3 protein-coding genes are annotated in these 9,763 nt (G+C 40.6%); all 3 read left to right on the top strand.

The window, feature by feature from the left end:
* Window positions 1-27 precede the first annotated feature (27 nt).
* Entirely contained in the window at window positions 28-456 is a 429-nt protein-coding gene (locus tag JK188_RS14655) for a winged helix-turn-helix domain-containing protein (RefSeq protein WP_132496834.1), read from the top strand.
* Window positions 457-482: 26 nt separating this feature from the next.
* Window positions 483-908, top strand: coding sequence for a YbaY family lipoprotein (locus JK188_RS14650; RefSeq protein WP_211887054.1), 426 nt, complete (start codon window positions 483-485; stop codon window positions 906-908).
* 328 nt (window positions 909-1,236) lie between these two features.
* Window positions 1,237-9,579: an Ig-like domain-containing protein gene (locus JK188_RS14645; RefSeq protein WP_211887052.1), complete on the top strand. Its 8,343-nt coding sequence runs from the start codon at window positions 1,237-1,239 to the stop codon at window positions 9,577-9,579.
* The last annotated feature ends 184 nt before the right edge of the window (window positions 9,580-9,763 follow it).

Here is a 9,763-nt window from a genome sequence, read left to right as displayed (position 1 = left end):
ACAGGAACTATATCTGTGGGAAATATTATGAATAACATGGAATACAATCAAATAGAGCCAATGGTGCTTTTATGTGGTCAAGTCGTTTATGACCCTCTGAAGAGAACGCTATCTCGTGGAAAAAGAACTGTGAATTTATCTGAAAATGAATCCTGCCTCTTAAAACTGTTGTTATTAAAAACGAATAGCAAGCGAGAGGTGATGCATGAAATTTGGGAAAAGCGCGGAACTATCGTGACTGAAAGCAGTTACTACAAGTTAGTCAGACAATTACGACAATCATTTAAGAAAGTTGAGTTAGATGAAAATCTTATCATGACACTGCCCAGAATTGGTATCTTGTATACTGGCGAAAAATCAGAAATGCCAATTTTATCAAGAGTTAATGAGCGGAAAAACATGTATGCGTATGTTCGCTGTTTTTTTCAGAAAGTATTTAATCGTTCATATCAATAAATTATTCATATAAAAGAAGAAAAATCATGCCAAGAATTGCTATATCAAAATCTATTTTACATTCAATTTTTATTTTAGCGTGTTGTTTATTTCTATTTGCTTGTAATAACCCAATAAATCAAAATCGAAATACATTTAATATTCAAGGTGATGTTTACAGCCAATCTATCGATATTCCTAGTGATGCGTTAATTACCGTTTCGGTTACCCCAATAAATGGAAACAGTTACTCTGAAAAAAGTCATTATGATTATACTATGACAACCAGAAAATCAGCGAGAACGGTTAATTTTTCCATTAATTTACCGGAATCACTATTAACCCAAGGTCACTATTTTGGATTAAGCGTGAGAGTTGAAAAAAAAGGTGAATTACTGATGATGAGCAATCAAATTACTTCATTAAATCAATCTAAATCTGAAAGATTTTCTTTAAAAGTAAATTCTATTTGATTTATTAGATTAAAAAACATCAGTAACCACAGCACTCAAATACTTTAATGCCTAATGAAAAATTGCTAAATGCATAAATCGACACAACAGAGAATTAGTCATCACTAGAATTTATTGGAATTGCTTTTCTTTGAAGAAAATTTCCAAATTATTCAAAAAATAGATCTCAAAAAAATAAATATACTTCATTCAAATATAAATCGAATGATGTTGAGTATTGGCAATTCATTTTAATGACGGCACAAATCTTAAGGATAGTTAGAACTCAGGGAGTTTTAGAATACTCATCAAAGAAATTTAATTAACCCTCTATTCTCGGAGTTCCTTAATGAATCGCAAGTCTAAGGATTTTATTCCTTATCATGCTACATTTATTGCGTGGATAAATATTGCAACGCAAATTAGTTTTCCTTTAGCATCAGTTTTTGCACCTGTCGCAGCCAATGCATTTACAGAGCAAAACCATCAACAACGCACGTTTTTATTACCCAAAAAAAATACGCTTACTTTAAGAGAAACTCAGCCATATACACTACAAGCGGGAGAAACAACTCAGAGTATTGCCAAAAAATATAATATAAGTTTGGAGCAATTACGTAAGCTTAATCAATTTAGAACATTTTCTCAAAGTTTCGAGACCCTAAAAGTCGGCGATGAGCTAGATATTCCTATGTCGCCGTTACCAATTTTAGAATGGGAAAACGAAAAACCTGTTTATATTCCGCCAGAAGCATCGAGTGAAGAAGAAATTAAACTGGCGCAGTTTGTTTCCAAAGCGGGCCAGTTTTTTACAAAGCAGCCTAATCATGACAAAACCAAAGCATTTGCCCAAGAGATAATCACAACCACAGCAAGCAGCTATCTACAAGATTGGTTTAATCATTTTGGTAGCTCACAAATAAAGCTGGTTGCGGATAAGAAATTTTCATTAAAAAATTCACAAATTGATTTGCTGCTGCCAATTTATGAAAACGAAGAAAGTTTATTCTTTACTCAAGGTAGTTTTCATCGTCAAGAACAGCGCATTGAAACCAACCTCGGCTTTGGGGCACGCTGGTATGGTGAAAATCAAATGGTTGGCGGAAATACCTTCTTTGACTACGATATTTCACGTGGTCATTCTCGTTTAGGGTTAGGTGTTGAATATCGTCGTGACTTCTTAAAATTGTCAGGTAACAGCTACCATCGTCTTAGCAGCTGGCGCAATGCCCGAGAATTAACCGATCATTCAGCTAGACCATCTAATGGATGGGATCTCCGCGCAGAGGGTTGGTTACCTACCTATCCACATATTGGTGGAAAGCTCACTTACGAACAATATTATGGTGATGATGTTGCGCTATTCGGCACCAAAAATTTACAACGTGATCCGTATTCCATCAATATCGGTCTTAACTATACTCCGGTTCCATTAATCACATTCAATGCGGAACATCGCCAAGGAAAAGCCAGCAAGAAAGATTCGCGAATTGGTTTACAACTGAACTACCAATTTGGCAAAAGCTTGAAGCAACATTTGGATCCGGAATCCGTCAATGCATTTCGTTCATTGATGGGCAATCGCTATGATTTCGTCAGTCGTAACAACCATATCGTTCTGGATTATAAAAAAAATGACGTCATCCACTTAAACATAACGGACTCTATCACGGGCTACGCAGGGGAAAAGATCCCTTTACATTTCACAGTGACCAGCAAATATGGGTTAAGTCACATAAAATGGGATGCTCAAGCACTGGTTGCCGCAGGCGGACACATACTCAATGAAAATGGTCAATATAGCCTTGTGTTGCCTTCTTATAAAAATATCAAAAATGCGAACAATTACGCCATTACTGCCATTGCCATCGATAAGAAAGGAAATACCTCTTCCAAAGCTATTGTCCGTCTTTCTGTTACTCAACCAGCGATTCATACCCTAAAAAGTGTCGTTTCATCCAGTAGAATTGATTTAATCGCTAACGGTAAAAGCAGCCAAAAACTGTCGTTATCCATTAAAGATAAAGCTGGAAATGTCATTGATCTCGCAGCTAAAGAAATTACGCTTGAGCGAGCCACAACTCGAAAAGTGAAGAGAGCGATGCCAGCTAAAGGGCTAAAAGCAGCTCCACCAGCCAAATACACCGCCATAAGCCCATTTACCCGCTTAGCGGCTGGGCAATATGAAGTGACATTAACCGCAGGCACTAGGCCTGAAAGCTTTGTATTGATTCCCAAAGCCCGTAATGCTGTCTTCCCTGAAATTAAAGTGATCGTTGTTGCAGATACGACAACAATTCAAGCTACAAAGCCCACGACCAATACGCAAACACCTCAATTAGCTAACGGAAATTCGCCTATTGAAGTCAAAACACAGCTGAAAGATGCAAATGGCAACCCTATCATTAATAGTGTGGTGACTTGGAGCTCCAACAAAGATCCGCAAAAAGTGATATTCACCCCTGTGAGCAGCACAACCGATAACAACGGCTATGCCACCACTCTCATCGCCAGCACACAAGCTGGTGAGGTCACGATCACGGCAACACCAACAAATGGCTCTCCACAAGACGTCACGCTGACATTTATACCGGATGCCACCACTTCGGTGCTGAAGCCGCAAAATATTAACATTACTCAAAATGGTTCGATTGCTGACGGGAAAAAACCCAATCTGGTATCCATCACCATTACCGATCAATTTGGCAACCCATTACCAAATGTCGATGTACAATTCGCAACGGATAAAGGAACTCTCGCCAATACCCTCGTAAAAACGGATGCTAATGGGGTTGCACAAACTGCGATCACCAGTACGCAAGCGGGTGAAGCGAATGTGACGATTACAGTGGATGGCAAAGACATCCAACATAAAGTTCAATTTGTGGGAGATAACTCGACACCGCAAATCGCAAAACCAACCGTCAGCCAGATAACGCAAATCGCCGATGGTAAAAAACCAATTGAAATCACCACGAAATTAGTCGATGCCCATAATAACCCATTGCCAAATACGGTCGTGACCTGGAGCTCAAATAAAAACGCCAATGATGTTCAGTTTGCGCAACAAACCACCACAACCGATGCTAATGGTCTAGCAACCACCACGATCACCAGTACCGTGGCCGGGGACATCATCATTACCGCCACAGCACCGAATGCTACACCACAAGAAGTAACAGTGGATTTCTTACCTGATACCACAACAGCTGCGGTGCAATCGAATGATATTCATGTATCCCAGACAAGCACTGTCGCGAACAGCAACTCGGCAAATACCATTTCTATTACTGTGACGGATGCAAAAGGCAACCCAGTTCCAAATGTTGAGGTTACATTCGCTACAGATAAAGGAGCATTAGCTGATAGCAAAGTGACCACAAACAGCCAAGGAGTCGCACAAACCGCTATTTCCAGCGATAAAGCTGGTGATGCTACAGTGACGATTACCGTAGATGGCAAAGATGTTAAACAGACTATTTCATTTGTTGGAGATAAAAACACTCCACAGGTTGTGAAACCGACAACCAATACCGTTCCACAAATTGCCAATGGTAATAAGCCATTTGAAGTCAAAACACAAATTGTAGATGCCAATAATAACCCGCTGCCAAATACCGTGGTTAATTGGACATCAAATAAGAATGGCAATGAGGTTAGCTTCTCTGAAATCAGCAGTTTCACTGATGCCAATGGTTTTGCTACGACTCAAGTCACCAGTACCGTTTCAGGTGATGTCCTGATTACGGCGGCAACACCTAACGCAACATCACAAGACATTAACCTTACGTTTTTACCGGATTCAACCACTGCAACAATTAAACCTACAGATATCATTGTTGGCTCAATGACATCCGTTGCGAATGGTGTAACAGGTAATCCAATTGCGATCACCGTGACGGATGCTAATGGCAACGTTGTTCCACATGTTGAAGTTCAATTTGCAACCAATAACGGTTCTCTGGCTGACCAAAAAGTGATGACAGATAACCAAGGTGTGGCAAAAACCACCATCACCAGCAAGCAAGCAGGAGATGCAAAAATTACGGTGACTGTCGGTGGAAAATCGTTTGATAAAACCGTTGTATTTACGGCAAATATACAGACGGCGAAAGTCAGTTCAGTCATACCAGAAGTTAAAAATCAGTATCTCGCTGATGGCAAAATGACCGTCACTTATACAGCAAAAATTGTGGATGCGAATAACAACCCTATTTCTAATGTTGATACCGACTGGCTATCTAACTTAAGTGCATCAGAAGTAAAATTTAGCCAAGCAAAAACCAAAACCAATGCCCAAGGGGAAACGACCACTACCATTACCAGCACAAAAGCTGAAATGGTGATCGTGACAGCATCAACAAATGGCGATGGGAAAATGGCCAAAGAAATTCATTTTGTTGCCGATAAAGCCCAAGCTCAAATCACATCGTTAAACGTCAAGAAATCAACTATTGTGGCTAATGGTGTGGATAAAACCGATGTTTATGTCTTCGTGAAAGATAACTACGGCAACCCTGTTGAAGGTGTAGATGTTCAATTACAGACGAACAATGGTGCCCAACTCACCGTAATCACGCCGTTCTCTAAAACAGATATCAATGGATTGGTTCGCGCCACGCTGTCTACCTCCCAAGCTGCCAACAATATTATGGTTGCAGCAGTATTAGCGAACGGCAACCAACAACCGATTTCGAGCACCGTAAAAGCGGTCGCTGATAATACGACCGCGACAGTGACGATTGCATCATCAGCTAACCAAGTGCAAATTCGACCACAAGCCCAAAAAGTATTACTGACAGCAACCGTCGTCGATAACCTGAACAACCCATTAGTTGAAACGCCAGTAACTTGGCTCAGTGATAACAACACGCTAAGTGTAAATACAACCCGTACTGATAATCGAGGGCAAGTAACCGTTGAACTATCGGGCTATATCGCAGGAGAAACGACGGTCACTGCACAACTGCTTAACCGCCGTGAAGCACAGGAAAAAATTCAATTTATTGCAGGCGATGCAAACCCACTAAATAGTTTCTTTGAAATTAAACCACAAACTATTGTGGCGAATAACCGTGAACAAGCAACAGCAACGTTGATCTTACGTGACCAATGGAATAACCCAGTGACAGGGCAAAGAATTGATTGGGATAGTAACAACAACGCCATTACATTCACGGACTCAAAAGAGCTTGCTAACACAGGTGAATACCAAGTTAAAGTAAGTGGTAACCTTGCTGATACCATTGATATCACTGCTAAAAATGGTGCTGTTTCCAAACAGAAAAGCCTCGGTTTAATCGCGGACAGCGCCACTGCGCTCATCAAGGATATTAACATCACCAGTCATGCTACGGTTCCTGCTGATGGCATCAGCCGCATTACCGTACAAGCAACCATTACAGATGCCGCCAATAATCTGGCACCTGCGGGTATTGCGATTGGTTGGCGTAGTGATGTTGGTGAGCTATCACAACCCGTTAGCCATACAGATAATAACGGTATTGCCCAAATTACTTTAACTAGCGCACAAGCAGGAAAAGGCAGCGTAACCGCCATTTTAGGTCAAAATACTAAACAAACCGTTCAAAATATAGAGTTTTTAGCAGGGAGTGTTTCTAGCAGCGCCTCCACTGTTGCTCTGAGCACTCCATCATTAACAGCAGCAACAGGTGAAACTGAAATTACCGTTACGCTAAAAGATGATATTGGTAACCGACTGGGTAACTTGGCGAATAAAATCACGCTAGATTACTCAACTGATTTGGGCTTAGAAAACTCACCGACTTTCACAGAGATAACACCTGTAGGAACCTATCGTGCGAAATTACACAGTACCAAAGCAGGTAATACAGACATTTCCGTCCTTGTTGATGGTTTAACTCTAGGTCAAAAAATGCCTTTAACCGTGATTGCTAACGCACAAAGCGCTCAGGTACGTGGTGATATTCAGATTTCAAAAACAACTGAAACCGTCGGTAATCAAGTCACTGTCAGCGCCCAATTTGAAGATGCTAACGGCAATCAACTCGGCGCAGGTATTCCCGTATTCTGGACGGCTAACGATGGCAGCCAATTGTCGGATAGCCAAACAACCACTGATGCTAATGGACGTAGCGAAGTTACCGTTCAACGTAGTGATGTGGGTTATGCAAATATCACCGTTAACTTAACATCGCAAAATACTAAAACCGCCCCAACTATCTCCTTTACACAAGGTACGATTGATACCAGTAAAACAGTATTCAATATAACCCCTGCCACAATTGTGGCGGGTCAACCTGCGACGGTTGAGCTGATATTAAAGGATCAGTTTGGTAATTTATTAACCAATCAAATATCTGCTATTCAAATCAGTAGTAATAACAATGAGGTAAGAATTGCTCCAGTAACGATGCCATCCGCAGGGGTGTATCACGCAGTTGTGAGCAGTGATAAAACAGGCGCTGCCATATTATCAGCCAATCTCAACGGTAGTACATTATCGCAAACCTTAACGTTGAATGTGACCAGTGACAAGGCCACCAGCGTAATCACTAGCTTAGATACCAGCACCAATAACATTCAGGCGGGTAATGCCCAAGGCGTAGTTTATACCGCCAAAATTGTGGATAAGTTCAATAACCCAGTGCCGCAGGTGAATGTTTCATGGCACTTACAGGGTAAAGCAGAACCTTTCCCACACTCATCAATAACAGATATTAACGGTAACACTAAAATTTCGGTCACCAGCCATACCGTAGGTGCATTAGTGATGACAGCAGCTCTTTCTGCAAGTGAAGATAAAAAAGCCAGTGTGGTTAACGTCCTTGCCGGTACCGTAAACATCACTAACTCTACCTTTACGACCACTAAAACTGATATTGGTCCTGATGGACTAGAAAGCACCTTGTTCACGGTTAAATTGCAAGATGATTTTGGCAACGCCTTACTGAATGAAACGGTTGATATTACAAGTAATGTCCCTGCTCAGGATTTTACTATTAGTCCAATCACCAATCACCAAGATGGCAGCTACAGTGCAACAGCCACTGCGACGAAGCAAGGCACCGCTAAAGTCACGGCAAAAGTGGGCAATCAAACCATTGCCAACCCGATTGAAATCAAAGTCGACGCCATTAACCCAACACTGCGTTTCGACAACATGCAACAGCGTCTGACTTACTCTTCCGCCGTAAATAATGGTCAGGCTGTTAAAGGGTTGCCAAACGGTGCTCAGCCTGTTTGGTCTAGTGATAACACCAGTATTGCTACCGTTGACCAGCAAGGAAAAGTTAAACTGAAAAAAGCGGGACGTACCAAAATTTGGGCGCGTATCGATGGAAATGGTATATATAAATCCGCAGCGGCTAGCTATGAGGTGGATGTTGAAAAAGCCAAACCAAACTTGACATTAACCAGTGCAGACACTATTTCCACAATTTGGTCAGATAACCAAGCTCACAATATTCAAACCTCATTCAGTAATACGGATGTCACCACCATTCCTCTCGAATATGTCAGCCAAAATACCAATATCGCCCAAATAGATTCTGTTTCCGGTACAATTACTCAGGTCAAGCCAGGGGTAGCAAAACTGACCGTGCGTTCCAAAGAGACAGATCAGTTTGTCTCTGAAAGCCAAGATATTACCTATAACCTCGCAAAAGCACGTTTTAATGTGAATTTTAGCCAGAAAGAGCAAGAAATCACGGATCAGCGTAATCTTTTTAACCTACAACAAACCAGTGTAGCTATCCCACCTAAAGCAGACATTGAATGGAGTTCAGGGGCTAATAATGTCGTGAGCATTACCCAAAATGGTTCGATTCAAAGCTTAGGCAAAGGCGAAGCCAATTTAACCATGACAGTAAAAGCCAATGATTACTTTGAGCAAAGTAGCGGTGATTATAAGGTCAAGGTGTACACGAAGCCTGCGATTAACGCTAATCTCATCAGCTATGGGAATAACGGCAAAAAAATTGAAGGAGCCAAAAGCTGGTCTCCGGTTTATACCAATGACAACATAGAAATTAGTTGGTCGCTCACAAGTAGTAGCGAATTTGATAGTGCCAAAGAGATTAAAGCTATCATCACCGAACCAACAGGAAATACATTTGAGCACCCTGTTGAAATTAAACCGGGTGTGCAAAGAATTATTATTTCCCCTAAAGCTGAGTATTTAAAATCTACCCAAAATTTAAAGGTCACAATCACTGCCATTGGTAAGTCTAGCCATAAACTCAAGAATGAATTCGAGGTACTAAACACACCAGTCCAAGTCACTTCACCACAAGAGATTGGGCAACAAAGATTTAGCTACAGTCCCAAATATTTTAGAGAAAACAAAACCACCGAGAAATCTAAATGTGCTTACTATACACTAGATCATACCGTCGACCTTGTGATTAAACCATCGTATAGTATCGACCTTCGAGGTAGTAATTTATTAGCACCTATTTCTGTAAAACATGACATTCTTCGAGGTGAATATGATAACGACCGCAGCTTATCAATAAGCTACCCAACCATCCAATCACCAAACAATAATGGTGAATATCTATATGATAATTCTGATATTTATAGAAAAGTTATCTATCCAAACTGTTATGAAAATCATAAAGGAGGGGGAAACATGTCAACAACCCTTAACTTTATGGGTAAAGAATTTGTTGTTAAGCACTACTTCAAATGGAATGGTACAAATACATAATGATAATTGATCATCACAGGGTGCTTTGCACCCTGTTTTTTTATTACCCTCCCGCTTTACCTCGTTCAACAAATAGCAATTCCTAAGTAAATACTCGTAAGGTATTAGATATTTTTAAAAATATATATAGTTCAAAATATGATTTTTATTACTTTATCGATAGCCGTATAGCGAATATTTATAC

The organism is Providencia sp. JGM181, assembly GCF_018257375.1.
Taxonomy (GTDB): domain Bacteria; phylum Pseudomonadota; class Gammaproteobacteria; order Enterobacterales; family Enterobacteriaceae; genus Providencia; species Providencia lanzhouensis.
The sequence above is the reverse complement of the archived record's forward strand: the minus strand, read 5'-3'. Positions and strand labels throughout refer to the sequence as shown.

Excerpts from the sequence above, each read along its gene's own strand:
- JK188_RS14655 (WP_132496834.1), top strand. The coding sequence starts at position 28 with ATGAATAACATGGAATACAATCAAATAGAGCCAATGGTGCTTTTATGT.
- JK188_RS14650 (WP_211887054.1), top strand. The coding sequence starts at position 483 with ATGCCAAGAATTGCTATATCAAAATCTATTTTACATTCAATTTTTATT.
- JK188_RS14645 (WP_211887052.1), top strand. The coding sequence starts at position 1,237 with ATGAATCGCAAGTCTAAGGATTTTATTCCTTATCATGCTACATTTATT.